We start from the raw sequence: 15,171 nt of genomic DNA, 5'->3' as shown, positions 1-15,171 counted from the left end.
GTATAATGTCACAGACGAATGCCGGCCATAATCTCGACGACGAGATTGCTGAATACCGTGACCCTGTCCACAATGTCGACCCCCTCTTTGTCAATCGCTGGTCGCCGCGTGCAATGACTGGTGCCTCACTCGCTGACGATGACCTCCATTCGTTGTTTGAAGCCGCACGCTGGGCTCCGTCCGCGTTCAATAATCAGCACTGGCGGTTTGTCTACGCCACCCGCGAGGACGACGAGTGGGATGCCTTCCTCGGTCTGCTGAACGAAGCCAATCGCTCCTGGGCACGCGACGCTGGCGCGCTCATCGCCGTCTTCTCGAAGGTCACCCTCGACCACAACGGCGAACCCGCTGTGACGCGGTCTTTCGATACCGGCGCTGCGTGGCAGAATCTCGCTCTCGAAGGCGCCCGGCGCGACCTGGCTGTTCATCCGATGGCGGGCTTCGACTGGGACCGAATTCACGACACACTGGGCGTCCCCGAAGATGAATTCGACGCCGAGGCGATGGTCGCCGTCGGTGAGCGCGCCGACCCCGAGACGCTACCTGACGACCTCAAAGAGCGTGAAGAGCCGAGCGGTCGGAAGCCACTGGACGAGATCGTCTTCAACGGCCGGTTTGAGTGAGCGGCTAGCTGCGTTCGGTACGCCGTCTAGGTCGCAACGAACCTAGGTACCACTCAGGCACCGCCGGTCGGGACGGCATGTTACCACTCCGGAACAGAACGCCGAAGCGAGTCCCGCCCTCCGTGCTTCGATACTGTATTACTAAGCGGCTGAACTGTGTCCAAGAAGTTCCTGTCTCCAAGTAGCTACGCTTATAACTGTGGCTGCCAGAGTAATGATATAGGCGGCCACAGCGGTGGGGTTGCCTCCCGTACCCATCCCGAACACGGAAGATAAGCCCACCAGCGTTCCGGGGAGTACTGGAGTGCGCGAGCCTCTGGGAAATCCGGTTCGCCGCCACCATTCATACCTATTCCTCCGCCCCGACGAGCGACGCGGCTTCACTGTAGCTTGGCTACGGAGTCGCTGGATTCGCCACGCACATCCAGACAGCGTCAGGTTGGGTATCGAAGTGTCCACACTCGGACCGCTGCTCTGTCGCTGTCGATGCTGGGAACAGCGAACAGGCCGTTTTCGCGAGGAGCCATCCACCGCTCGATTGAAACTACACCACGCCGAGTTCGAACACCGCGAGGTAAATCTGGCCGCTGCCGGCGAGTATCATCACGACGGCTGCGAGCTGGTGTATCCGTTGCAGGTATGTGCCGACGGTGTGCCAGATACAGATGCCAACGCCCGCGAGAAGTGTCACACCGACAAGCGGAAGCGCTACCCCCAGCGCGTACACCGTCAGGACGAGAACGCTTGTGTGGACTGGCAGTGCAAGCGCCTGGGTGACGACGCCGAAGAACAGCGGCACGACACAGCCCGCTGCGGCGACCGCGTACACAGCACCGAACACGCCGAATCCGGTTACCGACGCCGGTCGCTGTGGCAGCGGGACGCGGAATTCGGGCTCGCGGTTCAGGAGCATCACGACGCCGAACATGACCAGACCGAGTCCGATGACTGGTTCGAACATCGGGAGTGCGTTCTTTAGTGGCTGCCCGAGTGCGAGGACGAGCAGCGCAACGAGGGTGAGCGCGGCAAGCGCTCCGCCAGCAGCGGCAGTGGCCGGTGGCAGCATACCGACATTCCCGTCGCTTTCGCGCATGTAATAGCCGATGTACCCCGGAAGAAGCGGGAACGCACACGGGGCGAAAAACGTCGTGATGCCAGCGCCCGCGGCGAACGCGAGTGTCCCGAGTGCGGCAGCGCCAACCATCTTACACCAGTGCGTCGAGTTCGTCTCGAAGCGTTTCTCCATCGGCAAGCCCGCCGTGGCCGAACTGGACAGTCCCGTTCTCGTCGGCAATCGCGATGTACGGAAGTCCGTCGGCCCCGAACGCCGCCAGCAACTCGCTGCCGGGGTCAAGGCCGACAGTCCAGGCACCGCCGTTGCGGTTCCACCACTCGCTGATGTCAGCCCTCGTCAGTGTCTCGCTGGGCCGCTCGTTCGTCACTGAAATGAACGACACGTCAGTGTACTCGGGCCGAATCTTGTCGAGTATCTCAAGCTGGTCATCACAGGGCGCACACCACGTGGCGAACAGGTCGACTACCGTGACAGTGCCCGGCGTCGGTACGGCCGTCTCGCCTGCCGACGAACCGCGCGCATCAAGCGTCTCAACACGAATCGGAAGCTGGTCTGTGTCCCGGGGCTGGATACCCGACAGCCCGTTCTGGGCAACCCAGAGACTTCCACCGGTGAGACCGAGCCCAGCCATCGCCGCAACGACCTGCCGGCGGTTCACGCGTTTCTCACCGTCTTCAGGTCAGCAATGATGGTTTCTTCGTCCGGCGACTTCGAGCGGTAGGCACGCTCGACGAACCCATCGGCGTTGACCAGTAGCGTCAGTGCTGTATGCGTGAACATGTACATATCCATGTCCTCAGAGTCAGTACGCTGGAACATTACCCCGAACTGATCCTGTATGACCTCCTTCGCCCGCTGCTTCGACGCTGGACGAAGGAACTGCCAGTTCTCGCTATCGGCGTCGACGTTCATCTCGTCGGAATACACCCCGAGGCGGTCTGCGGTATCACGGCCGGGGTCGAAGGTCATCGGGAAAAACGTGACCGCATCAGCGTAGCCGTTGTTCTGTGCGTGGCTCTGAATGTTCCGCTGGGTCGAGATGAGGACAGGACACACAGTTTGGCAGTGGCTGTAAAAGAACGTGAGGAGGGCCGGCGTTTCGACATCGCGCAACCGAACCTCGCGTGATTCGGTCGGCGTGGCGACACTCACGTCCGGAACCTGCTCGCCCCATGCGAGGTACGGAACGTCGCTGCTCTCGAACTCCCGGTCAGGCTCTTCAAGGACAACATCGGGATTCGAATCGCCGAAGCGACCACCGCCGAGACACCCGGCGACTCCAACGATTGTTCCAACCGCACCGGTAGATTTGAGAACCGTCCGTCGGCGCATACACGGTGCTTGTGCCCTCGAATATTTGGAGAATCTGGTGTGACTCTCGTAAACCGCCGTTCGCCTGCTTTCGTATAATCTCTGGCTGTGAGTGTGTATCAATGCTGCAGAGCTCCCAGTCTGCGAGTGCTTTCACGACCCGGCTGAGTTCCGAGGATTCTGCGTGATCAATCGATCCATGCACCAGCAAGATGATGCGTGATAGACCATGGCAAGATCATCTATAATCGGCGATTCTTCACATCTATCATAAACAAAACTAATCGGACACCAAATTGAATCTTCTTGTCGCCCACGTACACTTATATTCTTCATCTATGCTTATATGTGGTTATCTAGCGGATATACCCCTCTGAATACTGTTTGCTATCGTCGGAAACTGTAATTCATAAACGTCAATCGTCCGAACACTTATGTGTAATCTATCCGATACTGTAGCCGTAATGCCAGAAACAAAGTTCGAGGTAGATGTGGACAGTGCGCCAGACGAACAGCCGGGTGCGAACCCGTTCAATCGGTGGCACCCGGACATCCCGGCGGTTGTCGAAGCAGACCCCGGCGAGAGCATGCGACTGGAAGCGCTCGACTGGACTGGCGGACAGATAACCGATAACGACAACGCCAACGAGGTCCGCGACGTGGATCTCTCGCAAGTGCATTATCTCGCAGGACCCGTTCACGTCAACGGTGCCGAGCCGGGTGACCTGCTGAAAGTCGAGTTCCACGACATGGGGCCGCTCAACGACCGCTCCGAGTTCGGGTTCACTGGCACGTTCTCCCAGCAAAACGGCGGCGGCTTCCTGACCGACCACTTCCCGAAGGCAGCGAAATCCATCTGGGATATCGACGGCTACACGGTCTCCTCGCGCCACATTCCCGATGTCGAGTACGAGGGGAAGATACATCCCGGCCTCGCAGGGTGTGCACCCAGCGAAGAACTGCTAGAAACATGGAACGAACGCGAACAGGAACTCATCGACAAGCACGCCGAGGACCCCGAGTCGATACCGAACCATCCGACCGGGAAGGAAGAGCCAGCCGTGGCAAACCCGCCGACACCCGACGGTGCGCTCATGGGAGAGATGGACCCCGACGAGGCCGAAGAAGCCGCGGAGGTCGCGGCCCGGACCGTTCCGCCCCGGGAACACGGCGGGAACCACGATATCAAGGACCTCTCCATCGGGTCAACGGTGTACTTCCCGGTGTACGTCGAGGGGGCGAAGTTCGGCGTCGGTGACTTCCACGCCTCGCAGGGCGACGGCGAGATATCCTTCTGTGGCGCTATCGAGATGGCCGCCTACGTCGATCTCGAATTCGACCTCGTGAAAGACGGGATGGAGAAATTCGGCGTCGACCACCCGATCTTCGAGCCGGGCCACCGCGGGCCGAACTTCGAGGATTACGTCACTTTCTGTGGCTACTCCGTCACGGAGGACGGCGAGCAGAAGTACATCGACTCCCACACCGCGTATCGACGGGCCTGTCTCCAGGCCATCGATTATCTCAAGCAGTTCGGATACACCGGCCAGCAGGCGCTGCACATCCTCGGCACCGTCCCGGTTGAAGGGCGACAGAGCGGCGTCGTGGACGTTCCAAACGCCTGTTCGACGCTGGCCCTCCCGACTGGCGCGTTCGACTTCGACGCGTCCCCGGAGGGGATCGAGCACAACAGCACCGACCGCGGTAATGTCTGTCTCACTGACGACCCGCTGTAATGAGGGCTAGAGACAACACGGACTGTCGACACTAATGTTGGGAGAGACGACTGAAGACGATGGCAGTGCCGAGCCGAACACCACACACATCGCCGCAGGCGAACTCGCCGACACAATCCGAACAACGCTCGGGCCCAACGGGCTGGACAAGATGGTCATCGGCGAGAACGGGACGGTCATCGTCACCAACGACGGGTCAAGCATCATCGAGTGGATGGATATCACGCATCCAGTCGGGCGGCTGGTCGAACAGACCGCGGCTGCACAGGACAGTGCCGTTGGGGACGGAACGACGACGGCAGTTGTGCTGGTCGGTGCGCTGCTTGAAGAGGCCGCAACGCTTCGTTCAAACGGGTTTCATCCGACGACAATCATCGACGGCTACGTCACGGCCGCCGAAACCGCCCTTGACCAACTTGAGCAGTACGAACGTAGCCTGCACAGCCGGCACGACGACCGACTGACACAGATCGCGAAGACCGCCGTCACGGGGCGGTGGGACGACGCTTCGACCGACCGGTTCGCCGAACTGACCCTCAGTGCGCTGCGGGCAGTTGAGTTCGACACATCGAGGCTTACGCTCAAGTCCTACCCCGGCGGCGAACTCCGGGACTCCGTCTGTCTCGACGGCGTGGTGGTCGATCTGGAAACCTCTTCGACATCCCTCGACGCTCTCAGTCACCCAAGCATCCAAACGCAGGACGAGCCGGCTATCGCAATGGTCGACGCCGAAATCGGCATCGAGGAACCGAACCATGTCGAATCGGTGGAGCTACAAGACGCGACACAGCGGAACGCGTTTCAGGCCCACGAACAGGACCGGAAAACAGAGCTGGTAGAGCAGGTGGTGCAGTCGGGTGCGGCCGTACTCTTCTGCCAGAAGTCTATCGACGAGGCCGTCAGGACCGCGCTCGCTCAACGGGGCGTACTCCCTGTCGAGCGAACTCGGCGAGACGAGTTCGATGTCATTACCCGAGTGACGGGAACCACGCCAGTCATGTCCGTTGATGAACTGACCGCGGACAACACCGGCACCGTTGCGTCGGTCACGCAGCGTACAGTCGGGACTACACAGACGCTCACGCTGCAGGGCTGCCCCGAGGAACAACGAGCAACACTGCTGCTCCGTGGCGGCACGCCACACGTTGCGGAAGAGGTCCGCCGAATCGTGGCAGACTGTATCGACGTTACGCGTGTCACACTCGACGACGGCGCGTTTCTGCCGGGCGGCGGTGCGGTGCCGACCGCACTGGCGATGGACATCGCCGCTCTCTCCCGTGGGATACCGGACCGGACACAGCTCGTCTTCGATGGGGTCGGGACCGCGCTGGAAGCCATCCCACGGACACTGGCCACGAACGCGGGCACAGACCCATTGAGCACGCTGACAGCGATAAAACAGCGACACGACGGTGGTTCAGAGACAGTCGGTGTCGGCCCCGATGGCCATCCCCACGATATGATTGCGGCGGGTGTTCTGGAACCATCCACAGTGTTCAGGAGTGCTCTGCAACGGGCAGTCGCTGTTGTGACACAGATCCTCCGGGTTGACGACATCGTGCGGACCAGCGCAGACGAGCGCACAGTGGACGCTGAACACGACCACGCCCACGCGGCAACGGGCGGCTATCCGTGGGCGGTGGGGCACTGAGGGCATGACAAGAGAGTAAGCACCGGCAGCTATCCAGCCGACCGAATGCAGAATCAGGGAGAGTTACTCGTCCTCTTCAGCGCGTTCGCGCTGGACTACGAACACCGGCCCGAGAAACCGGTTGGCGAGCTGATCGGCTGGCATTCCGAACACAAACGTCGCCAGCGACGGGTCGGTTTCACCCATCACGACCGTGTCGAACGCATCAGCTACGTCGACAATTGCGTCAAGGGGGTTCTGATCACGGTCGATCCGCGTCTCGATAGTCGACGGGTCCATGCCGAACTCCGCCAACCGGTCCGCCATTCCGCCAAGCAGTGTCTGGATATCGTCGTCCGTTGTGTCTTCGTCCGCGACGTGATATAACGTCACGTCGGCATCCATGTCTCCGAACACACTGGCGACGACGCGGGCGAGACGGTCAACGCCGATGGCACCACGGACTGGGACCAGGACGTCTTCGACCGGCCCTGTAGCGTTCGGAACGAGAACAGCCATGCAGTTGTGCTCGGCGATCATGCGGTCGATGGTCTTCTGGCCGTTATGGGTGAACACGAGTCGCCGCTCGACGGTGGCCCCGGCGTCCTCGAACATCTCCTCGTACTCGTCGAGCCGTTCCGTGGCCCGGTCCTCAAACTGCATCCGGGCCTGTCCGGGCGCGGTCTGCTCCGGGATGACGTGATACCCCAGCAGGACCACATGCGCGTGGGCGAGCAGTTCGGGGACACCCTCCGGGACCGATTCTCCCTCAAGGACGCGGATCGGAACGAGTATCGATAGACGGTCGGTCATATTCAGATATCTCCCTTGAGTGTCACGTCCCCAGCGTAATAACGGTACCAGAGGTACGAGACGAGCATGACAACGACGCCAATAGCGATTGACGCGGGCTGCATGAAGACGATCAGGCCGAAACTCGCGAGCGCACCCACGGCCGGGACCACCGGATAGCCCGGTACTCTATAGCTGGGTGAGTACCACTCCGGGTTCCGACGCCGCAACACGAGCAGGGCGATACACATCAGCCCATACATAATCAGGTGGAGGAACGAGGCGACTTCGGCGAGGAGTTCGACCCGGCCAGTCGCGACGAGGACGAGAATCGGGCCGCCAGCAGAGAGCAGTGCGACGTGTGGTGTGCCATACCGGAGGTTGATTTCGCTCGCCTTTCTGGGGAGTAAGGCATCGCGGCTCAGCGCGTATACAGCCCGCGAGGCACTGAGGATCGACGCGTTCGCGCTGGAAAACGTCGCCAACAGACCGGCACCCAGAATCGCGACTGCCCCGGGCAACCCAAGGAAGTCACGGGCCACTTCGACCATCGCAGTCTCGCCGAACTCCCCGAGACGTTCAGCGCCGAAGGCGCTGGTCGCGACGAAAATCGTCACGACGTAAAAAACGGTCACAATCAGGACCGAGCCGACCATCGCCAGCGGGAGGTTCCGACCCGGTTGCTTGATTTCACCCGCAACAGTTGCGACCTGGGCGAACCCCAGATACGACGTGAACACGAGCGCAGCGGTGGTCAACACTGGGAAGTACCCCCTGGAGAAGAACTGCTCCGGCACGGTGCCACCACCGAAGACGCCCACAGCGTCGAGGACACCGTAGGAAAGGAAGCCCGTGAGCACGACGAGGAGAATCCCGACAACCACGTTCTGAATCTTTGCGGTGTTTTCCGTGCCGCCGATACTCAGTGCCGTCAGTGCAGCCCCGAACAGCAGCCCGATGCCGATGACCGGACTGAACGGGAGCGCGATGCTGAGCTCAGCGAACACGGCGCTCGCATAGTGGCCGAGCCCGACCAGATAGAACGCCGAGGCGAACATCAGCCCGAGCCACAGCCCGAGACCCACGATTGCGCCATACGCCGTCCCCATTCCACGCGAGATAAAGTAGTACCCGCCACCGCTCCGTGGCATGGCCGTCGCGAGTTCGGAGGTCGGAAGCGCTACGAGCAACGCGATCAGCCCGCCGATTGCGAACGAAAGGGTGGCTGCGAGGCCAGCGTTTGCGGCCGCCAGCCCCGGAAACACGAAGATTCCGGCACCGATCATCGTCCCGATTCCGATTGCCAGCCCACCGACCAGCCCGATAGTCCGTTCCAGTTCAACGTTGTCGTCGTGGACGACAGCGTCGTCGGTGACGGCTTCCGGCTCATCAGCGGGTGCCTCACCGGCGATGTTCTCGCCCACTGCGTCGACATCGACAGGCTGGTCAACCATATGCTAGAAATTGTATCACCTACCCGATAAAACCGCCGACGAAATGCGTGCCGACTCCGCAGGCCACAGCGCGAGTGAACTGGATGAACAGGCCGGCGACATAAGCGTAGCGCCACATAGAGAACAATCTCTGTGGGCTTGCGAACCCTGCTTGTGGCTCCGGAAGCCAGTGAGGTGGCCACACACTACCGTTTGGCCAGCCGAAACAACTCTATGTCTCGGTCACCTGCTATGGGTACTGTGCCTTTCAGTCATCGGGCCCGAGCGCTCACGGTTCCCGACGACATTCGAGACGCGATAGCGGCGCATATCGCAGCAACTCATCCCCACGAGGCCGGGGGATACCTCGCGTGTACGCTACAGGATGACCAGTTGTATGCGACCGATCACGTGCCGCTCGAAAATGTTTCACCGAGGCCGCGGCGTCGATTCGCCGCCACGGCAACCGAGCAGGTTCCGCCGGAGCCTCGCGTGTTCTATCACTCACACACGTCGGCATCGACGCCGTCCGGTCTGACGGGCACCGACCGACGGAACATCCGTGACCGGTTCGCGCTCGTCGTGTTTGCCCCACACGGGGAGCCCTACAGTTACCGGCTGTTCCGACTGGGGTTGTTTAATTGGCAAGAGGTCCCAGTGATGGGAGAAACATCTCACGAAGAGCCGGCCAGACTGCCACGGCTCATCTGAGATAACTGGTCTGAGTGCGTCAACTCGGGGCTGGTGTGGGATGGTCGACAGTGAAATCGGAAGCGCTGGCGGTAAAGCGGTATCTACTCAGTCTTCCTCGCCGCCGGCCACGATGTTGGGGTTGCTCTGTTTCTCGACGCTGTATATTGGGTAGTCGTCCTTGGTGACGAAAGCGATGACGAGGAATGCCACGAGTCCCACCGCGGCGGCGATGAACGTCGGCAGGCCGTCGAAAGCGGCGGTGAAGATGTCGTTAGGGATGTACAGGAGCGTGTTTTCGTAGGCGTAGGTCGTCGGCACCATCACGAAGAGCACGAGACGGGTGGCGGAGCCAGCGATCATCGAGCCGAGTGCTGCCGGCGTGGTCGCAATATCGGACCAGTACAGTCCCATCACCAGCGGGACGAACGCGCCGGCCAGCATGATGTCGAACGCCAGCACGAGCAACATCCCGGTCGCGGACACCCGTATCGCGAGGAACACACCCAGCAGCGTAATCGGGAGCGACATCAGGCGCGTGACGGTGAGGAGTTTGTCGCTCTCCGAGCCGAAGAAGCCCTCGTCAACGCCGCCGTCCGCGGCGGCTGCCGGGCTGGTGGTACTTTCCTCGTCGACGCGGATGTTACCGATATTCCGAGCAATGACGGCTGACGTTCCCAGGATCGCCCCGTCGCTCGTCGAGAACGAGGCGGCGACGATACCGGCGAGGACGAGTGCAGCCAGCCACGGTGGGATAGCGTTCTGTAGGAGCGTGTACAGCACGGCCTGGTTCCCCGCCTCAACACCAAGCGAGGCGAGGATCGGGTTCGCCGACAGTGCGACAACGGAGAACGGGACGCCGATGACGAGCGTGCCGGCGGCTCCGATAAAGCAGGCTTTCTGTGCAGTCTCGGGGCTATCGGCCGCGAACACGCGCTCCATGAAGTCGATGGCGACGATGTCACCGAGACCGAGAGCGACGATGGTAGCGAGGTTGATGTACGCCCCCTGACTCGGGTCAGTGAGCTGCCCGAGATTCGTCGGCCCCATCCCGGACGGAACCGTGATGCCGTAGTTCGTCGTGACGTAAACGATGAGCGCGATGGAGCCGATGAACGCGACGCCCGCCTGTAACACGTCGGTGTAGGCGACCGAGAACAGTCCACCTGCGACGGTGTACGCGAGCACGAGTCCGGCGATGATGAACACACCCAGTTGGAAGCTCGTCCCAACGAAAATCTGGAAGAGGTACCCACCGGCAACGAGGTTCCCCGCGAGCAGGAACGCATAGGCGACGGACATGATGATGCTTGCGACGATCTCGGCGGTGCGGCCGTACTTCCGGCGGTAGAAGTCCGGCAGGGTCGTGAGGTTGAGTCGATTCATCGGCTTCGCAAAGAACAGTCCGGTGAGGAACAGACAGAGCGCCAGCCCGACAGGCAGTGCCGCGCCGGCCCAGAAACCAAAGCCTGCTGCGAGGTCGGTGTTGCCCAGCGTCGCGTTCGAGTCAAGCGACTGTGCCATCAGCGTCGCTGCAGCTAACGGGAGAATGAGTCCCCGACCGGCGACGATGTAGTTGATGCTGTCGCCGTTGACTTTCTTCGCGACGTAGAACCCGATGGCCATCATCGTCACGATGGTGGCGGCGAGCCCGTAGAGGATGACGCTCACGGCGAACCACCACTGTTGACGATTGAACAACTATCATCGCCTCTGTAGCCCGATTCCACAGTTTTACGCCCAGATTGGTTCCGGGCCGGACGGTATTCAGTCACATCAGTTTCGTTTTGAGCACTGCATAAAGCGATTATGACAGTATTGTTTACACAGTAGAGTTATCCCGCAACGAGCATGGACTGTAGGAGTATGTTAGTGGACACATGTACGGTGCGTAACTCCTAAGACTGTTTTAATACCTTAGCTGAGTGAGTGTTTATACATCGTTCAGTTTCTTGCGCGTGCGAAGAATTTGTTTCAACCGGAAGTAGAAAATACGTCCTAATTAGATAAGATATAGAAGAATTGATGGACGTTTCGAAAATTCATAGGAGTGGTGTGCGGTGACGCCCGATCCGATTCGAATGAAACGGAAAGTCCAGCAGCTGGGCTCGTCCACGCTGGCGGTGACAGTGCCCGTCGACTGGGCACGGCAACACGACATCTCGAAGGGTGACGAGGTCATTGTCCAGCGCGACGAGAATGGCGGGTCGCTGCTCGTCGTCCCCGAACAGCCCACTATCGAGGACGTGGAAGCGACCATCGACGCCGATGCGCTGACTGCTGATGCGCTGGAGCGGGCCATCATCACGCAGTACGTTCTTGGTCGACAGCTCATCAGAGTCGAGGCGACGGCACCACTGGGGACTGAACACCGCACCGCCGTCATGAACGCCGAGCGCCGACTAATGGGGCTAGGTATTGTTGAACAGGCCGAAACAACGGTGACAGTGCGATGCTCGGTCGCGCCCGAGGACTTCGATCTCCCGACGCTACTGGGCCGACTCAGTCGTACCGAGGCAGTGATACGTGGGGACGCGATTTCCGCGCTCATCGAGGGTGACACGGCCCTCGTCGAGACGGTGGAGAGCCGCCGCGCCCAGGTCGAGAAACTGTTTTACCTGTTCTTGCGTCTGGTGTTTACCATCTATCGGAACCCGCGACTGAACCAGACTGTCGGGCTGGAGACGGGCTTTCCGCTCATCGGGTACCGTTCGGTCGCACAGGATGTAGTGTTGATGGCCGACACGGCCATCGAGATCGCGGGGCTGGCGACCGACTCGGCGACGCCCGATCAGTTGACTACGTCAAAGCTCACCGAACTCGGGGACGCACTCGACGACGCGGCCAGTGCGACCCGGTCGGCGGTGACGACCCCCGACTACGACGCGACCGAAGATGCCCGCGCCGCGTTCGATCTAGTCGACGACAGGATCGCTGAACTGAACGCTCACCTCGAAGCCGAACGTCCGGAACCGCTATTGGCGCTCCAGCGCGCTGTGGTCCTGCTTGAACGCAGCGCCAGACACGCCCGCGACAGCCTTTCGGTTGCGACACATCTGGCCTTCCGGAACGATCCATCGCTGGTCACCGGGGAGTAATGGCGAGAGGGGCAAGGCGGCATTAAATTCCTTAAGGAAACTCCAACGGTACATGTCCACTCGTGGTCATAGGAGTGGGTTTTACACATCCGAAGGAACGCTTATCCGTAGTTCTCAATCATCTACTTTTGTCGATACACACGCTGGGTTCGACCAGTTCGAGCCCGGGAAACCACTATATCATGACTGACCGAAACGGCGACGACATCTACGGCGAAAAGCACAAAGAAGCGAACGAACCCATCTTCAGCGGCATCCCGACGTTCCTCAAACTCCCCGAGGTCGAGCGCGACGCCCTCGACGAGGAGAACGTCGACATCGGTATTCTCGGTGCGCCGCTGGACACGGCGACGACTATCCGTCCGGGCACTCGATACGGCCCGCGTGCAGTCCGGGCCGCCTCGACGGTCCCCTCGCCCCCTTACGAGCACTTCAACATCGAGACTGGTATCGACCCCTTTGACACGTTTAGCGTGGCCGACACCGGCGATGCAGCCGTCTCGCCCGGGGACACCCGTCAGAGCCAGCTGAACATCGAGGACGCGGTCTACGAGATCAGCGAGCAGGCCACGCCCATTGTCATCGGCGGCGACCATTCTATTTCCTACCCCGACATCAAGGGCTGGGCCGAAGCGAACGGCTACGACGACATCGGCCTCATCCACTTCGACTGTCACGCGGACACGGGCGACGAGGGCCTGACCGGCTTCGAGTACGACCACGGGGCGTGGGTCAAGCGCGTCTTCGACGACGACCTCATGGCCGGGGAGAACTACACGCTCATCGGTCCGCGTGGGTTCTGGCCCGGTCCGGACACCTACGAGGAGATGCGAGAGGCCGATATGAAGTGGTACACCTCCATGGATGTCGGCGAGATGGACCTCGACGATATCGTCGCCGACGCGGTCCAGCGAGCTACTGACGGGACCGACGCAGTGTGGGTCTCTTTCGACGTGGACGTGATGGAGCCGGCCTACGCACCCGGCACCGGCGAACCCGAACCCGGCGGCCTCGTTCCGCGGGAGGCTATCTACATGGTCCGCGAGGTCGTGAAGGCCCTCGATCCCGAGGACTTCGGCTTCGACGTGGTCGAGGTCTCCCCGGCCTACGACACCAGCGACAGTAGCTCATACAACGGTGGTGTCACCAGCGGGCTGGCCAACCGACTCATCATCGAGGTCATGGGGAGCATGGCACTCGCCGAAAAGGGACTGGAATCGGGGGACCCGATCAAGCCCAAGGAACCGCTCGGTCCCACGGAGGAAGCCGAGACGCCTGCCGACGACTGACAGCACGCCGCGGTATACGGCTCACTCGCTGTTGTTGTCCTCTGTTGGTGGAAGTTACTCGGGGGTGGTGCGCCGGCCGATGGATGCTGGCTCGGATGACGAAGGAATGAGTCACAGGATAGCTATCGGCGACACACGGACGCATCTGTACGCCCAGTGTGGAGCGAGTCACCGCTTAACCGCCGTTCGGGTTTTCTTGATGGAGTTCTAACCAGTAGTATGGCGTCGGTTCTCACCTCGCTGGGGCGGTCTCGGCGTGATGAAGGCGATGACGGAGCGTTCTACGATAACCCGCGGTTCGTGACACACGCCGATGATGGCTTCATAAACAAGTTGACAAACATCTACGCGTCGGTGCTGTCTCCCGGCGACCGAATCTTCGACTGCATGAGCAGTTGGGTCTCACACCTGCCGGACGTGGACTATGGTCGGACTGTCGGTCACGGCCTCAACGAAGCTGAACTTGCAGCTAACGACGCACTCGACAAATGGTTCGTGCAGGACCTCAACCGGGAGCAATCCCTGCCGCTCGATGATGACGCGTTCGATGCAGTGTTGTGCGCGCTCTCGGTCCAGTATCTCCAGTATCCGGGCGCTGTATTCAGTGAATTCGACCGGATTCTGGCACCGCGGGGCCGTGTCGTCATCAGCTTCACGAACCGGATGTTTCCCACGAAAGCGGTCCGGGCGTGGCGCGTTACTGACATGGACGAGCGCACAACGCTGGTCAAGACGTACTGTCGTGCAGGTGGGCTGACGGTAACGGAGACAATCACAGAGCAACCCCAAAACAATCCGCTTGTCGCCGTTATTGCGCGAAAGGAGTAAACAGACCGCGGCCGAGAGACAGCGCCGCTTCGCGCCCGATACCGCTGGTCGAACCGGCGACAAGTACCTGCATGCCCGTGTAATCGATGTCCGCGACACCGGCCCGTTCTGCGGGTCGTTTCGTCACGGTAGTACTACTGTCCCTCGATGAGTGGAAAACTGCTGTTGAAGGGTGTCTATACTCGACGTATCTGTGCTCGCAGCGAGCGCTCTCGTCAATGCGGTCAGCCGACTGGGGACGGATTATCAACTTCGGCGTGGCGGACGCGCGAGATGACAGGGCAGTGCCGATGAACTTCCCGTACTTCGCAGCCAAAAAGGCAGTCCTGCAGTTTACGCGCACACTGGCGTACGATACACAGGACGACGGGATTACGGTCAACGCTGTGTCGCCCTTTGCGGTCGAGAATACTGTGGTGGATGTCTCCGAGTACCCGCGCGGGCGGCCGGCCACATTTGAGGACGTTGCGGCACCGATTCTGTTTTTCTGTAGTGACGCGGCTGCCTACATTTCCGGTCAGAACGTGGCCGTCGACGGTGGTCGACTACAGGAAGCGTGACCGGGCAGACACCAGTCGATGCATACACACAGCAGGTATGTTGGGACGGCGAGAGTCCCACAATCGCTACAGTCCACACTGGTCACCATTCATCGCAGGTCCGCGG

General features: G+C 60.8%; 15 protein-coding genes and 1 rRNA gene. 9 read left to right on the top strand and 7 right to left on the bottom strand.

Going from position 1 to position 15,171, the window contains the following annotated elements:
• Positions 1-5 precede the first annotated feature (5 nt).
• Both C444_RS18965 and rrf read left to right on the top strand, forming a co-directional pair.
• The gene (locus C444_RS18965) at positions 6-623 is read left to right on the top strand and encodes a nitroreductase family protein (RefSeq protein WP_004594694.1); all 618 of its coding nucleotides are present in this window, start codon (positions 6-8) and stop codon (positions 621-623) included.
• 219 nt (positions 624-842) lie between these two features.
• Positions 843-965 (top strand): 5S ribosomal RNA (gene rrf / locus C444_RS18960).
• 202 nt (positions 966-1,167) lie between these two features.
• Here rrf and C444_RS18955 read toward each other — a convergent pair.
• Genes C444_RS18955 through C444_RS18945 form a run of 3 tightly spaced genes read right to left on the bottom strand, consistent with a single transcriptional unit; the run spans position 1,168 to position 3,030 of the window.
• A complete protein-coding gene (locus C444_RS18955; RefSeq protein ID WP_049909649.1) occupies positions 1,168-1,827 on the bottom strand; it encodes a cytochrome c biogenesis protein CcdA in 660 nt (219 codons plus the stop codon).
• A 1-nt stretch (position 1,828) separates the two neighbouring features.
• Complete coding sequence (locus C444_RS18950) at positions 1,829-2,356, bottom strand: TlpA family protein disulfide reductase (protein WP_004594692.1); 528 nt, start codon at positions 2,354-2,356, stop codon at positions 1,829-1,831.
• Positions 2,353-3,030, bottom strand: a complete 678-nt coding sequence (locus C444_RS18945) for an SCO family protein (RefSeq protein WP_004594691.1) — start codon at positions 3,028-3,030, stop codon at positions 2,353-2,355. Before C444_RS18945 ends, C444_RS18950 begins: the two co-directional genes overlap by 4 nt.
• A gap of 443 nt (positions 3,031-3,473) precedes the next feature.
• Here C444_RS18945 and fmdA point away from each other — a divergent pair, with 443 nt between their 5' ends.
• Together fmdA and C444_RS18935 are read left to right on the top strand one after the other, a co-directional pair.
• Entirely contained in the window at positions 3,474-4,745 is a 1,272-nt protein-coding gene (gene fmdA / locus C444_RS18940; RefSeq protein ID WP_004594690.1) for a formamidase, read from the top strand.
• Positions 4,746-4,779: 34 nt separating this feature from the next.
• Complete coding sequence (locus C444_RS18935) at positions 4,780-6,396, top strand: TCP-1/cpn60 chaperonin family protein (RefSeq protein ID WP_004594689.1); 1,617 nt, start codon at positions 4,780-4,782, stop codon at positions 6,394-6,396.
• A 63-nt stretch (positions 6,397-6,459) separates the two neighbouring features.
• Here C444_RS18935 and C444_RS18930 read toward each other — a convergent pair whose 3' ends face one another.
• Complete coding sequence (locus tag C444_RS18930) at positions 6,460-7,188, bottom strand: universal stress protein (RefSeq protein ID WP_004594688.1); 729 nt, start codon at positions 7,186-7,188, stop codon at positions 6,460-6,462.
• A gap of 2 nt (positions 7,189-7,190) precedes the next feature.
• Positions 7,191-8,621 carry an APC family permease gene (locus C444_RS18925; protein ID WP_004594687.1) on the bottom strand — a complete coding sequence of 477 codons (1,431 nt, stop codon included), beginning with the start codon at positions 8,619-8,621 and terminating at the stop codon, positions 7,191-7,193.
• Positions 8,622-8,834: 213 nt separating this feature from the next.
• On the opposite strand from C444_RS18925, the gene C444_RS21485 reads away from it, so the two are divergent.
• Positions 8,835-9,311, top strand: a complete 477-nt coding sequence (locus tag C444_RS21485; protein ID WP_004594686.1) for a Mov34/MPN/PAD-1 family protein — start codon at positions 8,835-8,837, stop codon at positions 9,309-9,311.
• Between the two features lie 87 nt (positions 9,312-9,398).
• On the opposite strand, the gene C444_RS18920 is transcribed toward C444_RS21485, so the two are convergent.
• Positions 9,399-10,961, bottom strand: coding sequence for a sodium:solute symporter family protein (locus tag C444_RS18920; RefSeq protein WP_004594685.1), 1,563 nt, complete (start codon positions 10,959-10,961; stop codon positions 9,399-9,401).
• 410 nt (positions 10,962-11,371) lie between these two features.
• On the opposite strand from C444_RS18920, the gene C444_RS18915 reads away from it, so the two are divergent.
• The 3 genes from C444_RS18915 to C444_RS18905 all read left to right on the top strand — a co-directional run bounded on the left by C444_RS18915 (position 11,372) and on the right by C444_RS18905 (position 14,505).
• The gene (locus tag C444_RS18915) at positions 11,372-12,388 is read left to right on the top strand and encodes an AbrB/MazE/SpoVT family DNA-binding domain-containing protein (RefSeq protein WP_004594684.1); all 1,017 of its coding nucleotides are present in this window, start codon (positions 11,372-11,374) and stop codon (positions 12,386-12,388) included.
• A gap of 182 nt (positions 12,389-12,570) precedes the next feature.
• On the top strand, positions 12,571-13,677 hold the full coding sequence (locus C444_RS18910) for an agmatinase family protein (protein WP_004594683.1): 1,107 nt from the start codon (positions 12,571-12,573) through the stop codon (positions 13,675-13,677).
• A 219-nt stretch (positions 13,678-13,896) separates the two neighbouring features.
• Positions 13,897-14,505, top strand: a complete 609-nt coding sequence (locus C444_RS18905) for a class I SAM-dependent methyltransferase (RefSeq protein ID WP_004594682.1) — start codon at positions 13,897-13,899, stop codon at positions 14,503-14,505.
• On the opposite strand, the gene C444_RS21910 is transcribed toward C444_RS18905, so the two are convergent.
• On the bottom strand, positions 14,486-14,632 hold the full coding sequence (locus C444_RS21910; RefSeq protein ID WP_193363366.1) for a hypothetical protein: 147 nt from the start codon (positions 14,630-14,632) through the stop codon (positions 14,486-14,488). The two genes, C444_RS18905 and C444_RS21910, sit on opposite strands and share 20 nt — an antisense overlap.
• Here C444_RS21910 and C444_RS18900 point away from each other — a divergent pair.
• A complete protein-coding gene (locus C444_RS18900; RefSeq protein ID WP_239641338.1) occupies positions 14,592-15,065 on the top strand; it encodes an SDR family NAD(P)-dependent oxidoreductase in 474 nt (157 codons plus the stop codon). The two genes, C444_RS21910 and C444_RS18900, sit on opposite strands and share 41 nt — an antisense overlap.
• Positions 15,066-15,171: the final 106 nt, after the last annotated feature.

Origin of the sequence: Haloarcula japonica DSM 6131, from assembly GCF_000336635.1 — an archaeon.
Classification (GTDB): domain Archaea; phylum Halobacteriota; class Halobacteria; order Halobacteriales; family Haloarculaceae; genus Haloarcula; species Haloarcula japonica.
This window is presented reverse-complemented; position numbering and strand designations above follow the sequence as displayed.